Origin of the sequence: Ureibacillus sp. FSL K6-3587, from assembly GCF_038593165.1 — a bacterium.
GTDB classification, from domain to species: domain Bacteria; phylum Bacillota; class Bacilli; order Bacillales_A; family Planococcaceae; genus Ureibacillus; species Ureibacillus suwonensis.
This window is the reverse complement of record NZ_CP151969.1, coordinates 2,123,135-2,149,927: the sequence shown is the minus strand read 5'-3', so window position 1 is coordinate 2,149,927 and position 26,793 is coordinate 2,123,135. Positions and strand designations below refer to the sequence as shown.

Genomic DNA, 26,793 nt, shown 5'->3' with positions numbered 1-26,793 from the left:
CTTAGTAACTTCCCCTCTTCAAATACTATATCTATATAGTAATATACTTTAATAATTATCAAAATAACAGAAACAAACTTTAAATCGTAAAGAATCCAACGGTTTCACCAGGATTAATATTAAGTAGTAAACGACGATCTAACAACTGATTCCCCCATTCGCATGATGTTTCTGAAATGAACGAACATGAATGACACGCAGCACCATTCGCTGTGGTTTTATATTTAAAGTTTCCTTCTGAGCAATTCGGATCAGATGAACAATATATCATACCTTCTATGGCTCGAATAAAAATTGGGTAAAGTTTATCAGGTTCGGCTAATTCAATTAACCCACCAAGACTTCCTTCTGAATCACCAGAAGCCGTATAAATTAGTACACCGTACATGTTATCACTACAATAGATTCGTTCACGAAGAGATGTTGTTGCATAGCCAGAATGGGCGGCTAATTCTTTAATCATTGCATGACTAAAGGTATGTAAGAGTATATGCCTACTTTTAATTTCTAACGGTGAAAACCCTAATTGTTCCCTTTGATGGTTAAATTTTTGAATAACTTCATCTGTAAAATCACCATGATTCGTATTTTGTTCCCAATCTTTTAACTTAAATTCATTAAACTTAAAGAATATGCCTTCACCATTGTTTTGTACACCTGGCAGCCAACCAGTATCATCTTCTTTCATAATTGATACAAGATGGTCTGTTTGTTTTGTATCAAATCGATCGATATAATCCAATCGGGTAAATCCACGTAAAACCTGTATTTCTGGTAATGACTCGACTTTATGAATTGCCGAGAAATAAGATTGCATTTTTTCATGAATATCAACTGAAGTCGATTTATAACCTGTGTCATGGCTATCATCAACTTTATCAAGGATTAACGTATTCCATTCTTGCTTTCGGATTGATTCATAGCTCACTTCTCCGCCATAATCTCCTAATAAAATTTGTTTCACTCTTTCTTTTTCAGATTCATTTATCCCGAGCATACTTAAAGATTGTGTGAAAAAGTCTTCATTATTTAATTCCAAAGCTTTTTGAAGTAGTGTTTTACTATCATTTACTTTTTTTATTAATGGGTCTTGAATTTGTTCACTCAGTGGTATTCTGAGAAAACTTGCAACAGCAGGTGAATATATATTTGAGCCACCACGTAAATATGTGTCCATTGTTTCAGTACATGATGCTTTTTCATTAATCCAAGGCATCTCTCCTGTACATTGGGGGAGAATCGACTTTAATATCCCTTTTTTCATAATATTGGCTAACGATTGACGAGCATTGCATTTTACACATCTCACGTATAAATCAGATAGCGAACCACTACTTCCTTCACGGATAAATTTTAATATTGGTTTTTCACAAACTTCTTCTTTATGTTGATGGACCCATTCTATATATGGAAAATCGGATATATGTCCATTTTTACAAGCCACAACAAAACGGCTTGGGTATAGTTCAACTTCTTCACCATTTTTTTTGCAAAAATAACAATGTTTACTATCAAAATTGGTCATCATACCACATTTGGGACAGATTTTCCATTTTGGAAATGGAACTGCTCTAATTTTAATTTTATCAGGCATATCATTTAAAATTTTTATCTCTTTTACATCAAGTAACTTATTTATTCTTGGATCTTTTATTGTTGGTGCATTCCAAGTATTCCATAAATCAGCAGCCATTATCATTACACTTTGGTCCATCATATCAACTATAGCACCAGGTCCATAATAATAAATTAATTGTGATGGACGTAAAGTTCCCATTTCTTTACTCATCTTTTAACCACATCTCTTCCACAGTAATTTCACCTTCAACATTACGTAATGTATTCATTGCTGGTTTTGCTTCTGGGGTTTTTGCCTTTTCAGTAAATTGTCTAAGTAGATGATTTTTTGCATATTGGCTTTTACGATAACTTAATTTATCAGCATATTTATTTGCCATCTGTTCCCACCATTCTAAATAGTCGGTTAGAATCTGATCCGCTTCATTTATATCCCATTTATTTGTTTTAGCAATTCGCTCTAGAAATTCCTCTTTTAATTTTTGTACTTCTGTTGTTATTTGAAATTGATTAGCACTATTTTCATTACTTATTTCTGGTATTGATTGTCTTAGAAAACCGATAAAGGCTCCTGTTAATCCTTTCTTGCGACTACCAACAGAAAAAGGCGTAACACTCGTTGCCTCAACATTTCGGTAATAGGTTTGATGATAAGACTTAAACCGTTCATAATGAGAGAGATCCCGTGAACGCATTGAATTAAAAATCGTTAATACAAGCCCTGGAAATTGTCGACCAACTCTACTTGTTGCTTGAATATATTCGGAAGTTGTCTTTGGCTGTCCATGAACGACCATGACACCTAGACGATCAATATCCACTCCAACTGAAATCATATTGGTTGCAAGAACAGCATCTAATACACCAGCATCTTCTTTTGTTTTTTCCATTTGGTCTAGAATCTCTGGAATTTCTTTTGCCTTTTTACGACTTGTTAGTTCTTCTACGTGTAATTCATGAGAAAACTTTTGATCTGGGTCGAGCACATCTAATCTTATTGGCACTTCATCTTTGAAAGTTGTTAGCATACCTGATAATTCTTTTACCGTATTAAAATAACCTATTATTGTCCAATACGGATCGACATTTTCATCTTGTAGGGTTCTTGTCACTGTTAATAAAGCTGCATACGTTTGAATGGATTGAATCTTTCCACTTACACCCGGTGCACATATCCCCAGGTATAAACGACCTGGTTTTTCATCCGTACTAACTTGATAGGAGACAAAATTGTCATTTGCCTTTTGTACTGCTAGTGGGAATTGACAAACATCACGGCCATATAGTCCTCTAATTTGTTCATCAGCACCACTAATAGTAGCCGTTGATGCGATAATTTTTGGACCAATGCCATCATCTCTTGTACAAAGCAAATCAACCGCTACTTCATATAAACCTGTTAAAGAACCGAGCGGTCCAGAAATTAGATGAAGTTCATCTTGAATGATTAATTCTGGCGGAAGTAGTCGATTAATTTTCTCCCAACCTCGTTTTCTTTCCTTTTCATCATATATAAATCCTTTTTCTGGATGATAATAGTTTTTCATACCAAATAGTTCATACATATTATTTTTCCATGCAATTTGTGCAATTTTATCAACCGTTCCAATTATTATTGTTGGAACATGTTCGTATATTGCTTCATCAACGGTATAGACAGGCAAACCTTCATTACCATAAAATTCACATTGCGGATTATGACAGGAGATCTTTTGACTATTCTTAGTGATTTCATAATCATCTGGAGTTAGTTCGGTTCCACACCAAGGACAATGTAATAGTTGCATTGGGTTCCCTTTCTGAATTTCTTTCCCTTCTTTGATTTCTGCTATTTTTTCACATGCATCTTCATATGTATTCGGTGATGAATCACTACCGATCCACAGTCCTATACTAAATGGGATTTCACCATAATTAAACGGTTCTTCTGCACGAATATATTCTGCAGCACAAACTAAAGCTGCTGCACGCTGGAATTGTTGCGTTGTTAAAAGACGTAACGTATAGCGCATAAATACCGTAACACCAGCATATTCATCTACATTTAAAATGTCTTTTGCTGATAAGCGACGGTAAGCCATCGTAAAAGCAGCCACTCCAAGGTAGGCTTCAGTTTTTCCACCACCGGTTGGGAACCAAATCAAATCCACTAAATCTCGGTCAGGATGGCGTGGATTCGTTATTCCTGGAATACTCATAAGTAAGAAAATAATTTGGAATAAACGCCATTTACCATCATAATTTGGCTTTATGCGGTTTCCTGATGAACGATATTCCAAAGCAACCTTTGTCTGAGCTCGTTGTAACATCATACAACGGTTAGCAAATTGAAATGCTTTCTTTTCAATACCATCGTCCGATTGGGAAATGATTTCGATACCTTCTTCAACCCTGGAAATGATTTTCTCTACTTTTGTTATGTTTTTTTCCGCTTCTTTTTTAAGAGGAGACTCTAAATCTTGAATAGCTTCTTTTTGCTCGTTTAGCCATTTTCGGTATTCAATTGGAATTATAGATAATGTCTCATTTAATTGCTCTGCAGTTTGTTTACTTAACTCCAACATTGAAAACGAATGTCCTTCAATTGTTCGATGCTCTACATTTGGGAGTTCATAAAAAGGAAGCCATGTAGATTCAATCGTAACTTGCCCTGATTCAATATTCCAATCCACCCCGACCCCATGACCAATTGCTAGTTCATAAAAGTCTCGATACAATAATTCATTTTGTACATTAAATCGGTCGGCTTTTGATGTGAAATAAGCTAAATGATATTTTGGAAAACGAACCTTAAGCTTTGTTTGAAACATAATTTCATCTTGTTTCGGAAAAGTATCTTCTCTTTCGTATGAATTATATAAAAATATGCTCACGTGATATAAACCATCCCGCTCCAAAACAGTATATTTTACGCGAGCAGGGTCTGAATCTGTTTTATTATTTTCGAGAATTTTCGTTTCATTTGCTTTTAATTCGATTTCCCACACTTCTTCATGTGGAGAGCGCGTGTGGTTTTTTCCCTCATACATTGCCCAATTAGCTTGTATATAGATGGGACATAGTTCTTTAAGTTTGAAACTGAACCCCATTGTTGAAGCTCTAAATATATCTCGTTTTGATAAGTATTCATCTACCTTTTCATCTTCAGCAAGCTGATTCGTCTGTATATCAAATTCATCTTCAGGTACAACATCCGAAGAAGAACCAAATGGTACAAGTTTACCGGTTAAATATAAATTCATTGGACGTTTCTTTTCACCTAGAATTTCATCTTCTTCTAATGGGCCTACTAAAAATTTTTCTAAGTCATTTACAATTCTAGTTCTTGTTTTCCTATAATCTTCTAAATCAATTGTTTTTTTCATAATTAGCCTCACCTCATCATTGGCTAGTTGAAAAACACCTGGATAATCGGCTATAATTCTTTTCAATGTATTTACGGTCCAACGGGGACTTATCTTTTTACATTCATTGACTGACATCGTATAATTTGATTTGTTTTTTAAATAATTTAAAAGTTTTTCAGCACCTGGTTTCATACAATAACCTCATCTTCCTTAAAACTCTTTACTTGTTGAACTTCCCAATCTTTAATAAACCTTGCATATGCTAACGGTTTACCATGTCGTGTTATATTCTGGGAAAAATCTATGATTTTACATTGTTCTGTGCCACCAAATTTTGGCCCTCTTAATCCTCGCCCAACCATTTGTTCATACAATATTTGACTTGATGTCGGTCTGCAAATGATTAAGTGGTCAGTTTTCGGTGCATCAAACCCAGTAGTTAAAACGCCATAGTTAAATAAAAATTCGATTTCTCCTCGTTTAAATGCAGCTATATGAATCCGACGAATTTGTTTCGGCGTTTCTGCTGAAATAACTGCAGATTTTCTTCCTAAAGAATTCATCATCATCGATAAGAACTCAGCATGCTCAACAGTACATGCATAAACTAGTGTTGATGTTCCAGTAGGGATGGTAAGCATATACTCAATAATATGAAAGTTTCTCTCACGATCTTCAGCTAAAACTTTTAAATACTCGCTATTAATATCATCTGTTTCATTATCAATATACTCATCAGGTACTTCAACAGTTTCTCCATCCTTACTCAATAGAAAGATTGGTTCAGCTAAATAACCTTCTTCACGAAAATAAAGTAGTGGATTTTTTTGATATTTTTCTATATTTGGGAGTGTAGGATGGATTAAGTAAGCATCAAATTCATCGACCAACTTCATCGTTTCATCATTACTTCTTCCTGGCGTTGCAGTTAATCCACAAATTGGAAATAATTCATCGCCTACTAATTGTCTTGCACGCTTAAATAAAGATTTATAACTTTTTGTTGTGGCATGGTGAGCTTCGTCTATAATCATTGCACCACAGTTTTCTAAAATCTCGTCTAATGCTGAATCTTTAGATTTAATTCTTATATAAAGTTGTTGAATACTGGCTACAACTACACCACCGATTAAATTTTCAACACTAATTTGCTTACCACCAAAAAATCGGTAGACACGTAGCGCTTCAGGGAACTCTCGATTCTGCCAAAGATCAGTAATACAAGCAATTGCTTGTTCGCAAAGTTCTTCGCTTTGTGCAATCCAAATTAAGTATTTTCCTTCTGAAAATCTTGGTTGCATCCAATCTATAAAACTCTCAACCGCTACTCTTGTTTTCCCACCACCTGTAGGTAAAGTAACCATGCAGCGAGTTTTATTTTGTTCTAGGTTTAAGACTTCTAGCATTTTGTTCTTTAATTCTTCTTGATATGAAACTAGTGGAGGTAACACTTTTCTTGGTTCAATATCCTGAAAAGCGTCCGTGGAATGGTCTTTTGGTATAGAAATGCCAGAAAAAACTAATGGGAATCCTAATGTCTTTATAAAATCTTTTGGCCAACGTCCTCCCATTGTCCATTTCTTATTTGCTAAAGAATTATACATATATGATGGAGATTTTATATTTTTACCCGAAATCGGATTTCGGGTATACAAATTAATTACGGTATCGTCATCTAACTGTCTAAGTAAATGTGATCTTAATTCTCGTACAGCTTGATGACTACCCGCAAATAAATAAGGTCCTTTATTAACAATAACTGTTCTTGCGAGTTGATATTCATCCATTTCTCCTTCTTCTAAATCTTCTAACATAAGGGTCAACTGTTTATAATTTTCTTTACCTATAAAATTAATTAACATTGATAAATTAACTTTATATTTATCTATAAGAAGATGGACTGTTTGTCTGATTTCTTTTTCTGTTGGAAACGCATGCACTTTTGATTTCAACTCCACTATATTTTGTAATATTTATCCTTCAATGCTATTAATCTCTTTATATTTTCCAAGTAATATTACCTATCTTATATTATAGCTCTTTGGAACTAGTTGGATCTACGTCAAGTTTTTGGACACAAAAAGATTAAGTTTTTTTGCACAACAACCATTCATGGATTGTTCCACATCCCAAGTAGATTGTCAAAGTGAAAAGAGCCTTTGACAATCTACTTGGGACGTGGAGAAATAAACCCATGGCTGTTGTGCCAAAAAATGTGAAGGGGGAAAGTGTTCTGTACCCCATGTTTTACGCTGCTATTCGGCACATTTTTTCGTATTCATCCGGTGTCAAATAACCAATGCTTCCATGAATTCGTTTTCGATTATACCAACCTTCGATGAATTGAAATAACGCAATTCTCGCTGTCTCAAAGCTTTCGTATTTGGTTAGATACACTTCTTCTTTTTTCAATATGGCATGAAAAGATTCAATACAAGCGTTGTCATATGGACATCCTTTTCGACTAAATGACGGAACCATTTCATGTTTTTTTAGTAGTTTTTGAAAGGCTTCACTTGTATATTGTGTTCCTAAATCTGTATGCACGATAAGACCAAGATCGGGCTTTTGATCTTGAATCGCATTCTGAAGTGCTTCCAGCACAATTTCTGATGTCATGGTACGAGAGAATTTATATCCGACCACTTTTTTTGTATGTAAATCAAGAACGGACGCTAGATAACACCAACCATCACGAAGCGTATGGACATATGTAATATCAGCTACCCATTTTTCGTTGATTGTTGTTGTAGTGAAATCTTGATTTAATACATTTTCTCGTTCTTCTACGGGCTTTTGTGTTGGTGTTGGGCGGAATTTTTTTACAATACATGATTGGATGCCTGCTTGTTTCATCAAACGTTGAACTCGATTGATACTGCCTGTATAGCCTTCTTTTTTAAGTATTTCAAAGATTTTAGGGGCCCCATAACGACCCTTACTTTCTTTATGGATTGCTCGAATTCGTTCAAGCAGTTGTTCGTTGGCGACATGATAGCTATTCGGCTTCTTGTGAAACGATTGATAATACGTACTTTTAGGCATCTTTAAAACACGACACATCATTTGGATTGGATGATGTTCGCTTTCTTTTGTAATCAAGTCAATCAGTTCTTGCTCATCTATTTTCTCGCGAATATGGTCATAGCCTTTTTTAAGATTTCGATCTCCTGTTTTAATCGAAGATTTTCCTTTTGAATGGCTTCTATATCAGCCAAAGTTAATTCCTGTTCACATTCAATTGGAGAGAGTTGCTTAATCCATTAAACACCATATTCGCTAGAGAGTTGACTGACTGGAGTGCCTGAGCGATAAAGCTCAACTACTGTTTGTTTAAATTCTTGATTATACCGTTTTTGACTCATGATTCGGACACAACCTTTCGTTAGTTTAATATTAATGACTTAACCAAGTTGTGTCCATAAATCTATACTACATCTAGAATGGGGAAAATTTCTTGGTGATCCTACTTTAACAACAGCTATACTTGACCGTTTATTACATAGGAGTGAAATTATCACTTTCGATAACGAAACGGATAGCATTCGTATGAAATACAGAAAGGTATTATTTTAATTTAGCAAACTGTTGAATCTTAATTGTAGAAAACTGTTTAAAATTATTTGTGGAAAATTGTTTAATTCTACTTGACGGTTACAGTAATGCTTTTCGCTTTTTCATATATGGCCGATAGTCATCCAATAATATCTCCCCATTAGGTGAAACAATCTTTAATTGATCCCATGTTAATATCATTTGTAATTGACTATAGTTGCCACCCTTAGGGACATGAACCAACGTCTGATCCACTTTCACTTCATTATATTTGTTTACTTTAACAAGATGCTCTTTAAATACAGGATAGGGCTTTTCCGGTAATGCTAGAAGATAATCCCGTTCTTCCTGCCATAAGTCCTCAATACGTACGTTTTTGGCATAATGAATTCTATTTCTGTCCGCCTCTAATTTATGAAATAATTGATCCGTTAAACCCTCATAGCTGTCCATTATTGGAGCTGAAGTAAAAAAGTTATAGCGTATATATCCAACTTTATTCTCAACATTTCCTTTTTCATGGCCACTTCTTGGATTGCATACCTGCACATCAAAGCCATAATAATTCTGAAATTGAACAAATTCATCAGTTAATTGTGCTTCTTCATTTTTTGTCCTTTTTTTCTTCACAGCGGGGGTCAAATTATCGATTCTTATCCTTTTAGGTACTCCCCCAACCTGTTTAAAAAGAATATTGAGACCATGTAAGAAGCATTCTTGATTTTCAGCTGGTAACGGTACTGCAAATCCAGCATTACTATGAGGAAACGTCATAACTAAAGCATGAATATCCACAATTTCTCCATCTTGTACAGCTTCCATTACTCCAAAGTCTACTTGAGCTTCACCCGGAGGATGTTCTAATCTTTCATACCCTTTATCCTTTTCTTCTTGGTGAGTATTCATCCATTCAGAGATAAAGTAACAAACAGTACGATAAGAACCTTGGAAACCCATTTCCTTTAGTTCTTCAAATATTTGTTTCTTTGTTCTTCTTAATTTTTTCCTTAACTTTAAATCCTCAAAAAGCCAATCTGAAACAATTTCTCCCCACTTTTCCTCATACATCATCCCTTTCTTTTTAAATGATTTCTGTTTAGGGAGTTGATCTTCATCCGCATACTTCTTAGCTGTTCGCCAATTAATTCCCATTGTTCTTTGTATTTCTGAAATAGATAAACCTTTGTTATTTCTTAAATGTTTGATACAATTAATATCAGACATTGCTAGCATCCTTTCTTACCTCCACTACCAATTGCTTGACACAATTACTGTAGTGGGACTTGGGGTGACTGGCAAGTCTTTTTTTGTTTATGCACAAAAATTTAGTGCAGGACTCTGCATTTTTCCTTTGCAAAGCTCTGCACTTTTATTTTGCCATACACACCGGTCACCTCGCGTAAATTTAAGATATAAACAAAATTCCCCTTTAACTCCTTACACAAACAGCAAATGCGTTACATTGGTTAATCTTGGAGAGATTTGCCCTCTTTGATAGGCTGTTGAGCTTAAATCAGCATAATGTACAGTAGCAGGTAAACGTGTTTTATTTAAACAATGAATGTGCATAAAGGATAATTGGTAGATATCTGAAATAATTTGATCAAATTGTAACGTAGATGCTTTTTGAACAATTTTAATTGGTCTAGCCATTCCTATCGTTTCTTTTGGATCCGTACTACATAGAAAGGCTTCATTGTCTCTTTTATAGTAACATCCTTGTTTTGTTTCAAATTTTTTTTGACTATTATTATAAAAGCCATTCGACGATTACAATTTTTAATTATTTCTACAATATCAAATGCGATGCCACGTGCGTTCAATAGCTTACAATTTTTTTAGGATTTCAAATACTTTTGATTGTGAGTCTTCCTCGTCAATATAAAAATAACTTTCGTGTGAATTGCATGCAAGCCAAATTTTATCTCCATTATAAAACATTAAATCTTCTGGTAACCCATTAATCCACCCAAATAAAGAATTACTTTTCGTTTGTAAAAAATGCTTTGTCTGTTCATTTAGCTCATAATAATAAATATACGCTGTTGCTTCTAAAAGTATATTTACTGCCCATTGAGATTCCTCTTTCACTTCAATTAATGAACTTTTAATATCTTTTAATAATTCGTTGTAATATTTCATCGCCAATTTTTCATCATACATCATGTCTTTCCTTATAACAAAAGCAAATTTATCACATTTCTCATAAGCTATTTCAATCAATAAACGATAATCTTCACCTTTTATGTCTTTATCATGCTCTAACATTTTATTACGTTACCTCCCTAATAAATGTTTCTACTTGCCAAAAACAACTCAGATGAAGGCGCAATGCCTAATATATTAATTCAATTATTTAAGAATTATAATGAGCTAAAAAATATATCACAAAAAACTAAAAATTTTTAGATAGAAAGTTATAATCACGCCATAATTAATAGATTATCAATTGAACTACAATTTATAATTCTTTAGAAAGACATTTACAGTATTGTTGATGGCATATAATAGTAACTATATCACCACTAACCATAAAAATACCATGTTTTCTTTTTCTATTAGCCTTAAAAAAAACTTTCTAATCTTTAAATTAGAAGGTCTTTGAATAAACTAAAATATGTCATTTCTTTCATAGGGATGAAAAAAGGGATATTGAACAAGAGCCAACTCCCGTTCAATATCCCTAGTCTTTCAAAGCGTTAATAGAACTGCATTTCGCAGTGTTTTCAGTATGGAGACGGCGGGAGTCGAACCCGCGTCCAGAAACTCCAACACTTAAGCATCTACGCGTGTAGTTTGTCTATTGGGATTTCGCGTTGCATTCTGCCGACAAACAGGCGTCCTGCACGCTAGCTTGTTGAGTCTCTTGCCAGTGCCCCAAGCAAGGCACTCGCCGTAGCCCACTCAAGATGAACCCTAATGCAGCCACATGGGCGATGGCTGATTAGAGTGCCTTAGCAAATTAAGCAGCTAAAGCGTAAGATTGTTTGTTGCCAGTTATTTTTAACTGCCGTTGATCACGGAGACGAGCCCTCCGACGCGCAGCTCAAGCTTGAACCATTCCTGTCGAATCCGTAACGTCCCCTTCATAGTATACTACAAAAGGACTACGGTCATTTGAGAACGTCCAAACTGGCTGTCTTCGATTATCATTATACTTTAATCCTAAACTATTTGCAAGTATCCGGAACAAGTTTTTAGTATATTCCTTTGATAAATATCACTTTTTTGATTAAGACGTGAATCAATCCTATTGGTTTTTCAATTTCAATGCGCGTTCCATTTCGCGTTTTGCTTCTTTCTTCCGCTCATCGGCGCGTTTATCATATTTTTTCTTCCCTTTTCCGAGGCCGATCAACAATTTCGCGTAACCGTCTTTGATATAGATTTTCAGCGGTACAATCGTATAGCCGTCCCGTTTTACCGCACCGGCCAGTTCGGCAATTTCCTTTTTATGTAGAAGCAGTTTCCGCACCCTTAATGGATCATGGTTGAAGCGGTTTCCCTGTTCATAAGGGCTGATGTGCATGTTGTGGATCCACGCTTCCCCGTTCCGGATTAATACGAAGGAATCTTTCAATTGCACGCGGCCAGCACGGATGGATTTGATTTCGGTTCCTTGCAACACCATGCCGGCTTCAAAAGTCTTTTCAATAAAATAATCATGGGTCGCTTTTTTGTTTTGGGCAATGACTTTTCCTGTTCCTTTTGGCATCTTTTACACCTCTCTAAACACACAATAAAAGGCTGCATGAAATACTTTATTTCCATTTTAAAGTATTTTCACAACAGCCTCTAGTATAATTCTTCGACAGCTGTTTGTCGATTCATCGACTACTTTCTTTTCTTCTTTTTCCCTTTTTTGGCGACGCCTTCGTAAAATTTCTCTTTCTTCTTGCCTTTTCTGCCGCGCTCTTCTTCCTCTTTATCTTTCCGTTTTCTTTGCTTCCGTTCCGCCTGGATCACTTTCGGCGCTTCTCTTCGAACTTTGTGGAAGGATTTGACCATATCCACAATTTCAAAGTCGATGGAGGATTCGTCCAAATTCACATTGGCAACCCGGACCTTCACTTCATCCCCAATGCGGAAGATGCGTCCGGTATATTCCCCGACCATGATCATCTGGCGTTCATCGAAGTGATAGTAGTCATCGGTCAAATTCGTAATGTGGACGAGCCCTTCGATTGTATTCGGCAGCTCGACGAAAATGCCGAAGTTCGTTACAGAAGAAACAATGCCCACAAATTCTTCGCCGATTTTGTCGGACATGTATTGGGCTTTCTTCAGCGATTCCACATCCCGTTCGGCATCCACCGCTCTCCGTTCACATTCAGACGTATGGTCGGCGATTTCATCCATCACTTGCGCCCATTTGAAAATCGTCTGTTTCGAAACATCGCCTTCAAATAAATAAGTACGGATCAACCGGTGCACAATCAAGTCCGGATAACGGCGGATCGGCGAAGTGAAATGGGTATAAAAGTCCGTTGATAACCCGAAGTGGCCAATGGATTCCGGATAATATCTCGCCTGTTGCAACGAACGAAGGAGCATTGTCGAGATGACCGGTTCTTCCGGCAACCCTTTAATGGATTCAAGAATTTCCTGCAAGGCTTTCGGATGGACGGAATTTCCTGTCCCTTTCACAATCAACCCAAAGTTAGTAATGAATTCAAAGAAGCGTTGCAATTTTTCCGGTTTCGGATCTTCGTGGATACGGTAAAGGAATGGCACTTCCATCCAATGGAAATGTTCCGCCACCGTTTCATTGGCGCAAAGCATGAATTCCTCGATGATGCGTTCGGCAATCGTGCGCTCCCTTAGCACCACGTCGATTGGCCACCCTTCTTCATTCACCACGATTTTCGCTTCTTCAAAGTCAAAATCGATGGCGCCGCGGTTCATGCGTTTTTTGCGCAAAATGAGGGCCAATTCCTTCATTTCCTTGAACATCGGAACAAGCGGTTTATAGCGTTCAATGAGCGCTTCGTTTTCCTCTTCCAATATTTTATATACATCGGAATAGGTCATCCGTTCCGTTGTCCGGATCACGCTCGGGAAGATTTCATGCTCAATGACGTTCCCGTTTTGGTCGATAATCATTTCACAGGAAATCGTCAAGCGGTCCACTTGGGGATTCAAAGAGCATATTCCGTTTGATAACCGGTGGGGGATCATTGGAATCACGCGGTCCGCCAAGTAAACGCTCGTTCCGCGTTTATAGGCTTCTTTATCGAGCAAAGATCCTTCCTTCACATAGTAACTTACATCGGCAATGTGAACACCCAATTTATATGTGCCATCTTCATTTTTCGTCACCGTCACCGCATCGTCCAAGTCTTTCGCATCTGCGCCGTCAATCGTCACAATCGTTTCATTTCGTAAATCCCGGCGTCCCACCAAATCTTCTTCCGCAATCACATCCGGCACTTTTGCCGCTTCTTTCAGCACCTCTTCCGGAAATTCCGGCGGGATATCATGTTGATAAATGATGGATAAAATATCCACACCCGGATCGTTTTTATGCCCTAAAATTTTGATGATGACGCCTGTTGCCGATTTGATTTCGCTCGGCCAGTTCGTCACTTCCACAACCACTTTATGGCCGTCCACAGCGCCCAGCGAATCTTCCTTGGCAACGAAAATATCCATGTTCAACCGTTTATCGTCCGGCACGACAAAGCCGAAGCCGCGATTGGCCTGGTATGTGCCGACAAAGGTTGTTTTGGAACGCTCCACCACTTTGATGATGGTGCCTTCCCGCTTCTCGCCGGAAGATTCTTTCAATACGCGCACTAAAACAATGTCCCCGTTCAATGCGCCATTGACTTCGTGCGGCGGGATGAAAATGTCATCCAACCCTTCTTCCTCTGGTGTGACAAATCCAAAGCCCTTTGAGTGGCCGATAAATTTTCCCCGGAGCAGGTTCATCCGTTCCGGCAAGCCGTAGCGGTTCGAACGGGAACGGACGATGTACCCCTGATCTTCCATGCGGACAAGGGCTTTGACCAATTCTTTGAATTCATCGGCCGTTTCAATGCCGAGCACCTCTTCCAGTTCATCCACTTTAAGCGGCTTATAATCTTCTTCCTTCATTAAATTTAAAATTCTTTGCTCAAGCTCAGTATGTTGTGCCATCACAATCCCTCCTTTATTCAAACCTTCACTGATCTTCCCAGTCCAGGCTTTCCAAAAATTCGTAAATCACTTCATGCAATTGTTGTTTTTCTTTGTCCAAAGTAATGACATGACCCGATTCTTCAAACCAAACCAGTTTTTTATTCAAGGATTCCACATTCTCATAGATAATATGAGCAGAATTCGGGTCAATAATTTCATCATGTCTTGATTGAATGACGAGAATCGGTGCATATACTAAGTCGAGATCGTTTCGGACTTCCTGGACGAACTGCTGTAAATCCGCCAAACCCGGCATGCCCTTTTGGCGGATCGCTTCGATTTCTTCGGTGATTTGCTGTTCCGATTTCCCTTCATATTTTTTATATTCTTTGGCATATTTGATGACGCCTTTAAACATCATGTCCGTCGTTCTCATCGTCATTGGGGAGCACATCGTAATGACACCTTTCAGAGGGACGTTCATGGCAAGTTTTAATGACAAAACGCCTCCCAGGGACAATCCGGCAACCGCAATTTGCTCATATCCTTTTTCCTTCAAGGTTTCATAAGCTTTTACGACATCTTCCCACCATTCTTTCGGCCCTGTTTTGATGAGTTCTTCCGGCGGTACACCATGGCCTCGGTAATGGGGCGCATAACTTGTATAGCCTTTTTTTTCAAGAAAGCGGCCGAGCATCCGAACATCCGCGGAACTTCCGGTAAACCCGTGAAGCAGGAGCACCGCGCGCTTTCCTGCAGGGAAAAAGAATGGTTGCTGCTCTTTTTTCTTCATAAGTTCCTCCAACAATTGTATGTCAACATTCCTTCATTTATTTTTGTGCCCATTATTTTCGTGAATATACAAATTTTCTCTCTCCATTATAAATGAAAAAGCCTAACCATGCTTGGTTAGACTTTTATTTTATCCATTAAAACTTGATAACCAACAATGTTAAAATGAAAAACAATACCGCAAGAACAATGGTTGTTCTATGTAAAATCAAATCGATTCCTCTAGCTTTCGTTTTACCGAATAGTTGTTCAGCTCCACCAGAGATGGCACCTGATAAGCCTGCACTTTTACCAGATTGCAATAATACCACGGCGATTAAAGCAAGAGATACAAGAATTAATAATACCAACAATACAGTATGCAATAGTCCCACCTCCTGAACCATAACTTCCTTTAGTATAGCAAAAACCCATTTCCGTTACAATCTTTGTAAAAAAAATGAAATATTATTTATATATATTATTTTATCCGGATGCTTCCTTGTATGTAATCAAAAAGTTCTATTTTTTCAGAATTTTATTGATTTTGTTTTACTATTTTCATAAAATATATTTCACTCAACATTTTTAGGTAGTAAGAGAGGGATTTGGATGAACACGTTTCAAAAAATAGGGAAATTTGCAGGCGATACTTTTGCATTATGGGTATTATTGGCTGCGGGTCTCGCCATGTGGATTCCCGAATATTTCACTTGGATTTCCCCATGGATCACAACATTGCTTGGAATTGTCATGTTCGGCATGGGGATGACATTAAAATTGGAAGATTTTAAATTGGTCTTATTGCAGCCTAAAGGGGTTATCATCGGCATTATCGGACAATTTACCATCATGCCATTCCTTGCTTTTGTCTTGGCGAAACTTTTCCAGCTTCCACCTGAAATTGCGGTTGGCGTGATTTTGGTCGGTTGCTGTCCAGGGGGAACGGCATCAAACGTCATGACGTTCTTGGCAAAAGGGAATACGGCGTTATCCGTAACCATTACTTCCTGTACCACATTGCTTGCCCCAATCGTGACACCTGCATTGATTTACTTTTTGGCGAGCGAATGGCTGCCGGTTTCTTTCATGGCCATGTTCCTTTCAGTGGTAAAAGTCGTGTTGATTCCGATTGTTTTAGGGATTCTTGCGCAAATCTTCTTTAAACCGGTTGTTGAAAAAAGTATCGATATTTTGCCAACAATTTCCGTTACTGCGATTGTATTAATTGTTGCAGCCGTCGTTAGCGGTAGCCGTGATAAAATTATCGAATCTGGTTTATTGATTTTGGCGATCGTCATTTTACATAACGGATTGGGTTATGCAATCGGCTATTTGGCAGCGAAAGTGTTTCGCTTGGATTATGAAGATAAAAAGGCGGTGGCCATTGAAGTGGGTATGCAAAACTCAGGATTGGGTGCAAGTTTGGCAGCAACCCATTTCGATCCGGTTTCTGCCGTGCCAAGCGCCATCTTCAGCTTCTGGCACAATATTTCCGGCCCAATTTTGGCAACGTATTGGGCGAAGAGGGCAAGCAAGCGGAAAGTGGCGCAGGGTGATTGATTTTTATTCTAGTAAATCAAGGCGTAACTTGTGAGGTTGCGCCTTTTTTATTTTTGTGCAAAATGGCGCATATTTATTGCATTCCCTTTACAAAAAGTGCTGTTGTTGTTTTTAAATTTTGATTTTCGGGTCGATTTTCCGCTCAAAATTTTATTTTCAGGTAAAATATTCCAATTCTTTATCAATTGTTTTATTATTTGGCTGAAGGAGGTGAAGTGTTGCTTCTGCTGGATCGAAAAACGCCGAAAAGCATTCTGATTTTAGAAGCGCTTTTGCGCAGGTTGGATTCCAACGATCGGGACTTTTCCTACTTCCAAGACTACTTGACCCGGCTGAAGTTCGGGCACGAAGGGGAGCATCGGGTGGACCGGGAATGGTTTGAAATGCCCTATTTGAACGAGCATTTTTTGTTTTTTAATTATGAAATTGAAAATGAATTCGGCTTCTCGCATCAGATTGACACTTTATTGCTGACAAAGCACTTTCTGTTGATTTTGGAGGTTAAGAACATTGCTGGGCGGATTGATTATGACGAACAGAAGCATCAATTGATCCGCACCCGTCCCACAGGTACAGAAGATACTTTGACGAATCCTTTTGATCAGCTGCATCGCCATGAAGAATTGTTTCATCGGATTTTATCGAAATGGAAGTTCTCTTTGCCGATTGAGAAGGCGGTTGTCATGGCCAATCCCGCCACCATTATCGGAAATGTCCCAAAGTCCCCACCAATCTTTCATGCAAGCGGTTTGCGATCGTTCATTAAAAAATGTTTGGTTCGGCATGAAAGTCAGCTCACAACGGGCCAATTGGACAAGTTGGCAAAGCAGCTTTTGTCGCGGGCTGTATCCCGCAATTTTGATTTGAATATCAGCGTGGATCGCATTCGAAAAGGCGTGCTTTGCGAGAAATGCAATTATGCTGTGGCGATGACTTACGGCAGAGGGATTTGGACTTGCCCTAAATGCGGATTTGAAAGCAGGGATGCGTTGCTGCGGGCACTGGATGACTATCGGTTATTGATTAGCGAGCGGATTACGAATCGGGAGTTTAGGGAGTTTTTTAATGTGGATTCCGGAGATGCTGCACAAAAAATATTGACCAGACTTAATCTTGTAGCGGTCGGAAATAACAGGGGGAGATATTATATAATTCCTGACAATTTATTAAGTAGGTGAATTGTTTTTAGGCGCATTTCTAAATTCAGAAATGCCCTTTTCTTTTTATTAAGCCCTTGTTGTGGAGGATTTCTTCGCTCTCAGTTGCTTATTTTTTCGCGTTGGCGGATTTCTTCCTTGCTTTGGCGGATTTTTATCTTAGTATGGCGGATTCCTCTCGGGTTTTGGCGAATTTCTTCCCTCTTTGTGGCTTATTTTTTCTCACTGGCGGATTTCTTCCTTGCTTTGGCGGATTTTTATCTTAGTATGGCGGATTCCTCTCGGGTTTTGGCGGATTTCTCCCCCCCTTTGTGGCTTATTTTTTCGCGTTGGCGGATTTCTTCCTTGCTTTGGCGGATTTTTATCTTAGTATGGCGGATTCCTCTCGAGTTTTGGCGGATTTCTTCCCTCTTTGTGGCTTATTATTTCGCTCTGGCGGATTTAGTCATTACTTTGGCGGATTTTTTTATTAGTATGGCGGATTCCTCTCAAGTTTTGGCGGATTTCCCCCTTCTTTGTGGCTTATTATTTCGCTCTGGCGGATTTCTTCCTTGCTTTGGCGGATTTTTATCTTAGTATGGCGGATTCCTCTCGGGTTTTGGCGAATTTCTTCCCTCTTTGTGGCTTATTTTTTCTCACTGGCGGATTTCTTCCTTGCTTTGGCGGATTTTTATCTTAGTATGGCGGATTCCTCTCGGGTTTTGGCGGATTTCTCCCCCCCTTTGTGGCTTATTTTTTCGCGTTGGCGGATTTCTTCCTTGCTTTGGCGGATTTTTATCTTAGTATGGCGGATTCCTCTCGAGTTTTGGCGGATTTCTTCCCTCTTTGTGGCTTATTATTTCGCTCTGGCGGATTTAGTCATTACTTTGGCGGATTTTTTTATTAGTATGGCGGATTCCTCTCAAGTTTTGGCGGATTTCCCCCTTCTTTGTGGCTTATTATTTCGCTCTGGCGGATTTCTTCCTTGCTTTGGCGGATTTTTATCTTAGTATGGCGGATTCCTCTCGGGTTTTGGCGGATTTCTCCCCCCTTTGTGGCTTATTTTTTCTCACTGGCGAATTTCTTCCTTGCTTTGGCGGATTTTTATCTTAGTATGGCGGATTCCTCTCGGGTTTTGGCGGGTTTCTTCGCTCTCAGTGGCTTATTTTTTCGCGTTGGCGGATTTCTTCCTTGCTTTGACGGATTTTTATCTTAGTATGGCGGATTCCTCTCAAGTTTTGGCGGGTTTCTCCCCTCTTTGTGGCTTATTTTTTCGCGTTGGCGGATTTCTTCCTTGCTTTGGCGGATTTTTGATTCAGAGCGGCGGATTTCTCTTCATTTTTGGCGGATTTCTTACTTCACAGTGACCTATTTTTTCGCATTGGCGGATTCTTGATTCAAAATGGCGAATTTCCTTCGAATTTCGGCGGATTTCTTCCTTTCCCAGCAGTTCATTTTTGCATTATCGAATTCCCCTTGAAGATTTCTCAAAAAATAAAGCCCAATCCCCACGAGTAGGGAATTGGGCATCTTCAATTATTTCAAATTATAGAAAGACTTAATTCCAAGATATTGAGCAGTTGAGCCGAGTTGGTCTTCAATGCGCAATAATTGGTTGTATTTTGCGACGCGGTCTGTGCGGGAAGGAGCGCCTGTTTTGATTTGGCCAGCGTTTGTGGCTACGGCAATATCCGCAATTGTTGAGTCTTCAGATTCGCCGGAGCGATGGGAAATGATGGCTGTGTAGCCGGCGCGTTTTGCCATTTCAATCGCATCAAGAGTTTCAGTTAATGTACCGATTTGGTTCACTTTAATTAAGATGGCATTGCCTACACCTTGTTCGATACCGCGGGCAAGTCGTTTTGTATTTGTTACGAACAAGTCGTCACCTACAAGCTGCACGCGATGGCCGATGCGCTCAGTCAATAATTTATGGCCTTCCCAGTCGTTTTCATCCAAGCCGTCTTCAATAGAAATGATTGGGTATTTTGAAGTTAATTCTTCGTACCAATCCACCATTTCTTCAGAAGTTTTTACTACGCCTTCACCAGCAAGATGATATTTGCCATCTTCTTTGTTATATAGTTCAGAAGATGCAACGTCCAATGCAAGCCGCACTTCTTCGCCTGGTTTGTATCCAGCGCGTTCGATCGCTTCCAAAATCACTTGGATCGCTTCTTCATTGGATTTTAAGTTTGGCGCGAAACCACCTTCGTCACCAACAGCTGTGTTGTAGCCTTTTTCTTTCAATACCGCTTTTAAATTATGGAAGATTTCTGCCCCCATGCGCAATGCATGACGGAAAGATTCTGCTCCTACAGGCATGATCATGAATTCTTGGATGTCCACGTTGTTATCCGCATGTGCACCGCCGTTTAAAATGTTCATCATTGGAACAGGCAATTGTTTTGCGTTTACGCCGCCAAGATACTGATATAAAGGAATATCCAAGTAATTTGCTGCAGCATGTGCGCAAGCAAGGGAAACGCCTAAAATCGCGTTGGCGCCAAGCTTGCCTTTATTTTCAGTGCCGTCAAGTTCAATCAATGCGTTATCGATTTCCACTTGATCCAACACGGAATAGTTGCCTTCCAATGCATCCGCAATGATGGTATTGACGTTTTCTACCGCTTTCAGTACCCCTTTGCCTAAGAAGCGGGATTTGTCGCCATCGCGCAATTCCACTGCTTCATATTCACCAGTGGATGCACCGGATGGAACGATGGCCCGTCCAAAGGCACCGGATTCAGTGAAAACTTCCACTTCTACTGTTGGGTTACCGCGAGAGTCCAATACTTCGCGTGCATATACTTGTGTAATAAATGGCATATCCATTCTCCTCTATATTAAATTTTTTTAAGATGCTTTTTCCATTATTAGAATAGTGGTTGTCCTGTCATTTCTTCAGGCTGTTCAATATTTAATAATTTTAACATGGTTGGTGCCAAATCAGCTAAAATTCCATTTTCTCTCAATGTAATTCCTTGTTTTGTCACTATGACCGGCACTGGATTTGTTGTATGGGCCGTCATTGGTTTGCCTTCCAAAGTCAGCACTTCATCGGAATTGCCATGGTCTGCTGTGATGATGGCCGCTCCGCCAAGTTCCAAAATTTTATCCACAACACGGCCCAAGCATTCATCCACCGCTTCAATCGCTTTGATTGTCGGCTCAAGCATGCCGCTGTGGCCCACCATATCCGGATTGGCGAAGTTTAAAATGATCGCATCGAATTTATCGGCTTCCAATTCTGTAAGTAGCGCATCTGTCACTTCATAAGCGCTCATTTCCGGTTTCAAGTCATAAGTGGCCACTTTTGGTGATGCAATCAAAATTCTTTCTTCGCCAGGGAATTTCTCTTCACGGCCGCCGCTCATGAAATACGTCACATGCGGATATTTTTCGGTTTCCGCAATGCGGAGTTGCGTCAAGCCGTGTTTGGAGATCACTTCCCCCACTGTATTCACTAAATCTTCATTTTCAAACACCACATCTGCAAATACTTCATCGCTGTATTCGGTAAATGTGACGAATTTTAAGTTTTGAGGGTGTTTATCGGATAAAGTAAATGCATCAAATTTATCGTTTGTAAAGACCATGGAAAGCTGGATTGCCCGGTCCGGACGGAAGTTGAAATGAATCACCGCATCGTTTGTATCGATCGTTGCCACCGGCTGTCCATCTTCCATGATGACAAATGGAATCACGAATTCATCGGTTACATCGTTGCTGTAGGATTTTTCCACACCCGCTTTTGCGTTTGGAGCCGTTTTGCCTTCTCCATCCACCAATGCTTTGTAGGAGAGTTCCACCCGATTCCAACGTTTGTCGCGGTCCATTGCATAGTAACGTCCATGAATGGAAGCGAATTTTCCTACGCCGATTTCCTTCATTTGTTTTTCTGTTTCTTCGATATATCCAAGGGCTGTTTTTGGACCTACGTCGCGTCCATCCAAAAATCCATGGACATACACTTCGTCAAGCCCGTTTTCTTTCGCCATTTTCAACAATGCAAATAAGTGATTATAGTGACTATGTACCCCACCGTCAGATAATAATCCCATAATGTGGAGTTTGGAGCCGTGTTTCTTAACATGCTCCATTGCCGCCAACAATTTTTCGTTTTCAAAAAATTGTCCTTCACGAATGGATTTATTGATTCGTGTCAAACTTTGATAAACAATGCGTCCTGCACCGATATTTAAATGTCCTACTTCAGAATTGCCCATTTGACCTTCTGGGAGACCTACTGCTTCTCCAAAGGCAGTAAGTGTCGCATGGGGATATGTTTCCCAATAACGGTCAAAATTTGGTTTTTTGCTTTGTGCTACTGCATTTCCAAAGGTTTCATCACGTAATGCAAAGCCATCTAAGATAATTAACGCAACTGGCTTTCTAGGCATTTGCCCCCGCCTCCAATAATTTAAGATAAGATTCCACTTGCAAGCTTGCACCGCCGACAAGTGCGCCGTCGATATGCTCTTTCGACAATAATTCTTCAATATTTTCCGGTTTTACGCTGCCGCCATATTGAATGCGAATATTTTCAGCAGCCGCTTTTCCGTATAGTTCTTCCACCACTTTCCGGATATGGCCGCAGACCGCATTCGCATCATCCGCAGTAGCCGTTTTCCCGGTCCCAATTGCCCAAATTGGTTCATAGGCGATCACGATATGCTGCACTTCTTCTTCCGTTAATCCAGCTAAAGCTTCTTTCACTTGATTCGCCACTTTTTCTTCCGTGTGGCCGGCTTCCCGTTCTTCCAATGTTTCGCCACAGCAAACAATCGGTACAATTCCGTGGGATAAAGCCGCTTTCACTTTTTTGTTCACCGCTTCATCGGTTTCATTGAAGTATTCACGGCGTTCTGAATGCCCAATAATCACATAGTCCACTTGAATCGCTTCGAGCATTTTCGGGCTGATTTCGCCTGTAAAAGCCCCTTCTTCTTCATAATGCATGTTTTGTGCACCGATTGCCAATTCTGTATCTTTTGCCAAGTCCACCAACGTCGGCAGATACAAAGCAGGGGCACATACAACCGCATCGACCTTTTCCGCAGAAGGGATTTTGTCTTTGATTGCTTCCACAAAATCCACTGCTTCATCAAACGTTTTATACATTTTCCAATTCGCAGCTATGATTGGTTTACGCATTCAATTTCTCTCCTTATTTGTCGTTCAACGCCGCAATACCAGGCAAGTTTTTGCCTTCCATCAACTCCAGTGAAGCTCCTCCGCCTGTCGAAATGTGATCCATTTTGTCCGCCAAACCGAATTTTTCAACCGCTGCAGCAGAATCGCCGCCTCCAATAATAGTATAACCTTCTGTTTCAGCCATTGCTTCTGCAATTTTTCTTGTTCCGTTTGCGAACTGGTCGATTTCGAACACGCCCATTGGTCCGTTCCAAATGATCAATTTTGAATTTTTGATCACTTCCGCATATTTATCAGCGGTTTTTGGACCAATGTCAAGTCCCATATAGTCTGCCGGAATTTTATCAATGTCCACCACTTTGGCTTCCGCTTCCGGAGAAAGTTCTTTCGCCACAACCGCATCGATCGGCATATACAAGTTCACGCCTTTTTCTTTCGCTTTTTCAATGAAGTTGCGGGCTAATTCTATTTTATCCTCTTCTACTAAAGATTTTCCAATTTCGTACCCTTGCGCTTTTACGAATGTAAAGGAAAGACCGCCGCCGATAATCAAGTTGTCCACTTTATCGAGCAGGTTTTCAATGACACCGATTTTATCTTTCACTTTTGCACCGCCGATGATGGCTGTGAACGGACGGTCAGGATTTGTCAAAGCTTTCCCCAATACTTCCAATTCTTTTTCCATTAATAAACCGGACACCGCCGGAATGTATTTTGCAATCCCTTCCGTAGAAGCGTGCGCACGATGAGCCGCACCGAATGCGTCGTTCACATATAGATCCGCCAATTTGGCAAATTGTTTTGCCAACTCCTCATCGTTCTTTTCTTCACCTTTATGGAAACGGACATTTTCAAGTAAAACGATTTCCCCATTTTTCATTTCTTTTACAGCTTTTTCAACTGCGGCGCCCACTGAATCATCCAATTTTTTTACCGGTTTGTTGATCAGTTTGGAAAGACGTTCACCTACAGCTGTCAAGCGCATGTCATCTCTCACTTTGCCTTTTGGACGGCCTAAGTGGGATGCCAAAATCACTTTTGCCCCTTTTTCCGATAATTGCTGGATTGTCGGAATCGCTGCCCGGATTCTTGTGTCATCTACTACGACACCGTTTTCCATCGGCACGTTAAAATCCACACGTACAAAAACTCTCTTCCCTTGTACGTCCACATCGTTCATCGTCTTTTTCAGAAACATGAAGTAACCTCCTATGTTATACCGTCGTCATTCTTCCTAGCGACAATATTCTGTAAAAAATTCATACTTCTGTTTTTATACTAGCAAAAAAGAAGAAGCGATGGGCTACCTCCACCACTCCTTTTAACCCTACATTATTATAAATCGTTCTCATTATTTAGGCTATACTTTTTCACCAGAAAATCATAATTATGTTACACTTTTTATAATTTGTAAAATGAAATATGACACAATGATTATTGCTCCAATCCTTGTTCCGCCATGAATGAAGCCAAATCGATCAACCGGGCGGAATAGCCCACTTCATTATCATACCAGGCAACGACTTTGATCAGCTTTTCATCCAAGACCATCGTTGAAAGGCCGTCAACAATCGCTGAATGGGGATTTCCATTGTAGTCGATGGAAACGAGAGGCAAATCGCTGTAATCCAAAATCCCTTTCAATTCTCCATTGGCAGCTTCTTGAAAAGCGGCGTTGACCATATCGGCGGTCACATTCGTTTTGAGTTCCGCCACCAAATCCACACAGGATACATTTGGCGTCGGCACACGCATGGCAAAGCCGTCCAATTTTCCTCTTAGTTGCGGCAATACTTTGGCAACGGCCGTGGCCGCCCCGGTTGTGGTTGGAATCATGGAAAGATTGGCTGCACGGGATCGTCTCGCATCTTTATGAGGCAAATCCAATAGCCGTTGATCATTTGTATAGGAATGGATCGTGGTCATCAAGCCGCGAAGAATCCCAAATTTTTCATCAAGCACTTTCGCTACCGGCGCCAAACAATTCGTTGTGCAGGATGCATTGGATACCACATGATGCTGTTTCGGATTATATTGATCATGATTGACCCCCATCACAAAAGTGGGCATATCCCCTTTTTCGGGAGCGGATAAAATCGCTTTCTTCGCGCCGGCAGCCAAGTGTTTGGAAACGGACTCCAACGTGCGGAATAACCCTGTGCATTCCAGAACGATATCTACATTCAATTTATCCCATGGCAATTTTTCAGGGTCCTTCTCGGAAAGCACTTGTATTCGATTCCCATTGACGATTAACCCATTTTCTTCATGATGCACTTCCGCTTCATAAATTCCATGTACGGAATCATACTTTAACAGATGGGCCAATTGGCTGGCATCCGCCAAATCATTGACGGCAACCACTTCAAAACGATCCGTTTTCATCGCCTCGCGAAACACTAAACGTCCGATACGTCCAAACCCATTAATCGCCAATTTAATTGTCATTGCTGTATCCTCCATTATGCCGTTTTCCAACCATTTTGCCTCAAAACAAGCGTTTATAAACCCTTCTCCCGTGACAAATGTTTTTATTCAAATATAATGATTTTCTAAATCAATTATGATTTATTCATGAAGGCTTCATATAAAGTGACGTAATCTAATTGGCCATACTGGATAATCTCTCCGTCTTTCTCCACAACCGGAATCATCAGCATGTATTTTTCATGGATTTCGTCATCTTCTTCAATGTTGATGATTTCGATTTCAAAACCGGCATCTTCTTGGACAAGTTTTAAAATAGTCAATCCTTCCTCACAGAGTGCACAATTCGGTCTGCTAAAGAAACGAACTTTCAATTTTCTCCCCCTTTTCTTCATTCTCTGTTTTCACTATCCCAAATCTGTTTTGAATAATCAAATGATTTTGTAGCCAAAATAGTGATGTACGAGTGTACAGAATAAATTAAAGGAGGAGACACATTCGATGGAAAATCAATTCATCAACCAACAACGAACTTCTGAAAACATTCCCATGTCCATGAATCACGGCGCCCATGAGGTATTAGACGTTCATGAAGTATTAAGTTCTTCCATTGGTGCGTTGAACACGTTTGTCATCTTGCGTCCACATGTTCAAGACCCTGAATTGCTCAATATTTTAGACAGACAATATGCATTTATGCTCGATGAATACAATATCACGTTGGAAGCTTTTAAAACCGGCCAAGACCCAAGCCATCCTACGCGCAAATACAACATGCAAATCGGCAATGACTCAAAATACGGCTTGACGCCATCCCAGCCTAAAAAACCGATCACAGCTTCCAACCAAATTGATGATGGCATCATCTCCAGCTTTTTGTTAAGCCAGCATAAAGTGTTGGCAACAGGAAAAACGGCTGCCGCTTTGGAAGCGACGAACCCTGTCGTGCGCCGCGTATTGCAAGACTCCGTTCCAAACTGCATTGAAATGGCATACGAATTGTCCCTTTACCAAAACAAAAAAGGATATTACCAAGTTCCACAGCTTTCAACTCAAGATATGCAAACAATGTTAAATATGTACGGCCAAGCAGAAAAAGCAAAAGATATGCCGAACTGATCAGGCGGAGGGCTCTCCCG

21 protein-coding genes, 1 other RNA gene and 2 pseudogenes are annotated in these 26,793 nt (G+C 39.6%); 6 read left to right on the top strand and 18 right to left on the bottom strand.

The features are described from left to right. Positions 1-79: 79 nt before the first annotated feature. From NSS77_RS10645 to NSS77_RS10630, 4 genes and pseudogenes are all read right to left on the bottom strand, one after another. The gene (locus NSS77_RS10645; RefSeq protein ID WP_342468733.1) at positions 80-1,789 is read right to left on the bottom strand and encodes a DUF1998 domain-containing protein; all 1,710 of its coding nucleotides are present in this window, start codon (positions 1,787-1,789) and stop codon (positions 80-82) included. Further along, complete coding sequence (gene drmA / locus NSS77_RS10640; protein WP_342468732.1) at positions 1,782-5,117, bottom strand: DISARM system helicase DrmA; 3,336 nt, start codon at positions 5,115-5,117, stop codon at positions 1,782-1,784. The genes NSS77_RS10645 and drmA overlap by 8 nt, the downstream gene beginning before the upstream one ends. Continuing rightward, positions 5,114-6,865 (bottom strand): DEAD/DEAH box helicase, encoded by a 1,752-nt coding sequence (locus NSS77_RS10635; protein ID WP_342468731.1) that lies wholly within the window; start codon positions 6,863-6,865, stop codon positions 5,114-5,116. Before NSS77_RS10635 ends, drmA begins: the two co-directional genes overlap by 4 nt. Before the next feature lie 307 nt (positions 6,866-7,172). After that, a pseudogene (locus NSS77_RS10630) lies at positions 7,173-8,290 on the bottom strand (IS3 family transposase). A gap of 76 nt (positions 8,291-8,366) precedes the next feature. On the opposite strand from NSS77_RS10630, the pseudogene NSS77_RS10625 reads away from it, so the two are divergent. Beyond that, a pseudogene (locus NSS77_RS10625) lies at positions 8,367-8,501 on the top strand (ATP-binding protein); the annotation flags it as partial. Positions 8,502-8,579: 78 nt separating this feature from the next. Here the strand turns inward: NSS77_RS10625 and istA are convergent. The 8 genes from istA to secG all read right to left on the bottom strand — a co-directional run bounded on the left by istA (position 8,580) and on the right by secG (position 15,757). Continuing rightward, positions 8,580-9,713, bottom strand: a complete 1,134-nt coding sequence (istA, locus tag NSS77_RS10620) for an IS21 family transposase (protein WP_342468730.1) — start codon at positions 9,711-9,713, stop codon at positions 8,580-8,582. Positions 9,714-9,917: 204 nt separating this feature from the next. Further along, positions 9,918-10,133 carry a Piwi domain-containing protein gene (locus tag NSS77_RS10615; protein WP_246045921.1) on the bottom strand — a complete coding sequence of 72 codons (216 nt, stop codon included), beginning with the start codon at positions 10,131-10,133 and terminating at the stop codon, positions 9,918-9,920. Between the two features lie 174 nt (positions 10,134-10,307). After that, complete coding sequence (locus NSS77_RS10610) at positions 10,308-10,748, bottom strand: stage III sporulation protein AH (RefSeq protein WP_141603387.1); 441 nt, start codon at positions 10,746-10,748, stop codon at positions 10,308-10,310. A 461-nt stretch (positions 10,749-11,209) separates the two neighbouring features. Next, positions 11,210-11,565: a transfer-messenger RNA gene (ssrA, locus tag NSS77_RS10605) on the bottom strand. Positions 11,566-11,730: 165 nt separating this feature from the next. Then, positions 11,731-12,195: an SsrA-binding protein SmpB gene (gene smpB, locus NSS77_RS10600; protein WP_342468729.1), complete on the bottom strand. Its 465-nt coding sequence runs from the start codon at positions 12,193-12,195 to the stop codon at positions 11,731-11,733. 119 nt (positions 12,196-12,314) lie between these two features. Then, positions 12,315-14,618, bottom strand: coding sequence for a ribonuclease R (gene rnr / locus NSS77_RS10595; RefSeq protein WP_342468728.1), 2,304 nt, complete (start codon positions 14,616-14,618; stop codon positions 12,315-12,317). Positions 14,619-14,643: 25 nt separating this feature from the next. Then, positions 14,644-15,393: a carboxylesterase gene (locus NSS77_RS10590; RefSeq protein ID WP_342468727.1), complete on the bottom strand. Its 750-nt coding sequence runs from the start codon at positions 15,391-15,393 to the stop codon at positions 14,644-14,646. 136 nt (positions 15,394-15,529) lie between these two features. Then, complete coding sequence (gene secG / locus NSS77_RS10585) at positions 15,530-15,757, bottom strand: preprotein translocase subunit SecG (RefSeq protein ID WP_342468726.1); 228 nt, start codon at positions 15,755-15,757, stop codon at positions 15,530-15,532. Positions 15,758-15,983: 226 nt separating this feature from the next. Between secG and NSS77_RS10580 the strand changes: the two genes are divergently transcribed. The 4 genes from NSS77_RS10580 (at position 15,984) to NSS77_RS10565 (ending at position 19,080) form a co-directional block, all read left to right on the top strand. Beyond that, a complete protein-coding gene (locus NSS77_RS10580) occupies positions 15,984-16,934 on the top strand; it encodes a bile acid:sodium symporter family protein (RefSeq protein WP_342468725.1) in 951 nt (316 codons plus the stop codon). A gap of 218 nt (positions 16,935-17,152) precedes the next feature. Next, entirely contained in the window at positions 17,153-18,112 is a 960-nt protein-coding gene (locus tag NSS77_RS10575; RefSeq protein ID WP_342468724.1) for a nuclease-related domain-containing protein, read from the top strand. 117 nt (positions 18,113-18,229) lie between these two features. Continuing rightward, positions 18,230-18,667, top strand: coding sequence for a hypothetical protein (locus NSS77_RS10570; RefSeq protein ID WP_342468723.1), 438 nt, complete (start codon positions 18,230-18,232; stop codon positions 18,665-18,667). Further along, a complete protein-coding gene (locus NSS77_RS10565; protein WP_342468723.1) occupies positions 18,643-19,080 on the top strand; it encodes a hypothetical protein in 438 nt (145 codons plus the stop codon). The genes NSS77_RS10570 and NSS77_RS10565 overlap by 25 nt, the downstream gene beginning before the upstream one ends. 526 nt (positions 19,081-19,606) lie before the next feature. Here NSS77_RS10565 and eno read toward each other — a convergent pair. The 6 genes from eno to NSS77_RS10535 form a co-directional block, all read right to left on the bottom strand. Continuing rightward, complete coding sequence (gene eno, locus NSS77_RS10560) at positions 19,607-20,899, bottom strand: phosphopyruvate hydratase (RefSeq protein ID WP_342468722.1); 1,293 nt, start codon at positions 20,897-20,899, stop codon at positions 19,607-19,609. Between the two features lie 47 nt (positions 20,900-20,946). Then, on the bottom strand, positions 20,947-22,473 hold the full coding sequence (gene gpmI, locus NSS77_RS10555; RefSeq protein WP_342468721.1) for a 2,3-bisphosphoglycerate-independent phosphoglycerate mutase: 1,527 nt from the start codon (positions 22,471-22,473) through the stop codon (positions 20,947-20,949). Next, the gene (gene tpiA, locus NSS77_RS10550) at positions 22,466-23,227 is read right to left on the bottom strand and encodes a triose-phosphate isomerase (protein ID WP_342468720.1); all 762 of its coding nucleotides are present in this window, start codon (positions 23,225-23,227) and stop codon (positions 22,466-22,468) included. Before tpiA ends, gpmI begins: the two co-directional genes overlap by 8 nt. A gap of 13 nt (positions 23,228-23,240) precedes the next feature. Next, on the bottom strand, positions 23,241-24,425 hold the full coding sequence (locus NSS77_RS10545) for a phosphoglycerate kinase (protein ID WP_342468719.1): 1,185 nt from the start codon (positions 24,423-24,425) through the stop codon (positions 23,241-23,243). A 236-nt stretch (positions 24,426-24,661) separates the two neighbouring features. Continuing rightward, on the bottom strand, positions 24,662-25,675 hold the full coding sequence (gap, locus tag NSS77_RS10540) for a type I glyceraldehyde-3-phosphate dehydrogenase (protein WP_342468718.1): 1,014 nt from the start codon (positions 25,673-25,675) through the stop codon (positions 24,662-24,664). Positions 25,676-25,788: 113 nt separating this feature from the next. Beyond that, on the bottom strand, positions 25,789-26,028 hold the full coding sequence (locus tag NSS77_RS10535) for a glutaredoxin family protein (protein WP_342468717.1): 240 nt from the start codon (positions 26,026-26,028) through the stop codon (positions 25,789-25,791). Between the two features lie 127 nt (positions 26,029-26,155). Here NSS77_RS10535 and NSS77_RS10530 point away from each other — a divergent pair, with 127 nt between their 5' ends. Further along, positions 26,156-26,773, top strand: coding sequence for a spore coat protein (locus tag NSS77_RS10530; protein WP_342468716.1), 618 nt, complete (start codon positions 26,156-26,158; stop codon positions 26,771-26,773). Positions 26,774-26,793: the final 20 nt, after the last annotated feature.

Coding starts and splice junctions, on each gene's coding strand:
- NSS77_RS10645 (WP_342468733.1), bottom strand. CDS start 1,789: ATGAGTAAAGAAATGGGAACTTTACGTCCATCACAATTAATTTATTAT.
- drmA (WP_342468732.1), bottom strand. CDS start 5,117: ATGAAACCAGGTGCTGAAAAACTTTTAAATTATTTAAAAAACAAATCA.
- istA (WP_342468730.1), bottom strand. CDS start 9,713: ATGCTAGCAATGTCTGATATTAATTGTATCAAACATTTAAGAAATAAC.
- NSS77_RS10615 (WP_246045921.1), bottom strand. CDS start 10,133: ATGGCTAGACCAATTAAAATTGTTCAAAAAGCATCTACGTTACAATTT.
- NSS77_RS10610 (WP_141603387.1), bottom strand. CDS start 10,748: ATGTTAGAGCATGATAAAGACATAAAAGGTGAAGATTATCGTTTATTG.
- smpB (WP_342468729.1), bottom strand. CDS start 12,195: ATGCCAAAAGGAACAGGAAAAGTCATTGCCCAAAACAAAAAAGCGACC.
- rnr (WP_342468728.1), bottom strand. CDS start 14,618: ATGGCACAACATACTGAGCTTGAGCAAAGAATTTTAAATTTAATGAAG.
- NSS77_RS10590 (WP_342468727.1), bottom strand. CDS start 15,393: ATGAAGAAAAAAGAGCAGCAACCATTCTTTTTCCCTGCAGGAAAGCGC.
- NSS77_RS10580 (WP_342468725.1), top strand. CDS start 15,984: ATGAACACGTTTCAAAAAATAGGGAAATTTGCAGGCGATACTTTTGCA.
- eno (WP_342468722.1), bottom strand. CDS start 20,899: ATGCCATTTATTACACAAGTATATGCACGCGAAGTATTGGACTCTCGC.
- gpmI (WP_342468721.1), bottom strand. CDS start 22,473: ATGCCTAGAAAGCCAGTTGCGTTAATTATCTTAGATGGCTTTGCATTA.
- tpiA (WP_342468720.1), bottom strand. CDS start 23,227: ATGCGTAAACCAATCATAGCTGCGAATTGGAAAATGTATAAAACGTTT.
- NSS77_RS10545 (WP_342468719.1), bottom strand. CDS start 24,425: ATGTTTCTGAAAAAGACGATGAACGATGTGGACGTACAAGGGAAGAGA.
- gap (WP_342468718.1), bottom strand. CDS start 25,675: ATGACAATTAAATTGGCGATTAATGGGTTTGGACGTATCGGACGTTTA.
- NSS77_RS10530 (WP_342468716.1), top strand. CDS start 26,156: ATGGAAAATCAATTCATCAACCAACAACGAACTTCTGAAAACATTCCC.